This is a genomic window from Shewanella sp. SP2S2-4 (assembly GCF_031932025.1).
Taxonomy (GTDB): domain Bacteria; phylum Pseudomonadota; class Gammaproteobacteria; order Enterobacterales; family Shewanellaceae; genus Shewanella; species Shewanella baltica.
The window spans coordinates 1-635 of sequence record NZ_JAUOER010000056.1 but is presented as its reverse complement, the minus strand read 5'-3'; the positions used below and the strand labels follow the sequence as shown (position 1 = coordinate 635).

The following is a 635-nucleotide window of genomic DNA, read 5'->3' as shown; positions in this document are numbered from 1 at the left end:
ATAATCTTAATTGATTAGTATAGAATTGCTGATATGGCTCAGTCGGTAGAGCGCATCCTTGGTAAGGATGAGGTCCCCAGTTCGATTCTGGGTATCAGCACCATTACAATCTAGTGTCATTTCCTAGAACACAAAATTTGCTTGGTGACAATAGCCTTGTGGAACCACCTGATTCCATCCCGAACTCAGAAGTGAAACGCAAACGCGCCGATGGTAGTGTGGGGTCTCCCCATGTGAGAGTAGGTCATCGCCAAGCGCCTAATTATCTAGTAGAGATGTAACGAAGCCAGCTTAATAAGCTGGCTTTTTTGCGTCTGAGGTTTGTAAAAATCAGCCTAATACCATTCCGCATTAAAGTTCAGTCACCTTTGCCCATTCCCGAGAGCACATTTTTACCACGCGTTTTGTACAACTGATAAAGCTGTTCCATGCCTGGCTGCAGGCATCCACTATGTCCTCATATCCTTTAATACCATTCCGCATTAAAGTTCAGTCACCTTTGCCCATTCCCGAGAGCACATTTTTACCACGCGTTTTGTACAACTGATAAAGCTGTTCCATGCCTGGCTGCAGGCATCCACTATGTCCTCATATCCTTTAAAACAGCGATTGGCGAGATAATGTTGGCGCAGCCA

1 tRNA gene, 1 rRNA gene and 1 pseudogene are annotated in these 635 nt (G+C 45.2%); 2 read left to right on the top strand and 1 reads right to left on the bottom strand.

Annotated features, from left to right (window positions below):
• Nucleotides 1-27 precede the first annotated feature (27 nt).
• Nucleotides 28-103: transfer RNA gene (locus Q4Q54_RS21645), tRNA-Thr, on the top strand.
• A gap of 37 nt (nt 104-140) precedes the next feature.
• Nucleotides 141-256 (top strand): 5S ribosomal RNA (gene rrf / locus Q4Q54_RS21640).
• A gap of 226 nt (nt 257-482) precedes the next feature.
• Here rrf and Q4Q54_RS21630 read toward each other — a convergent pair.
• Nucleotides 483-635 (bottom strand): annotated as a pseudogene (locus Q4Q54_RS21630) (IS630 family transposase); the annotation flags it as partial.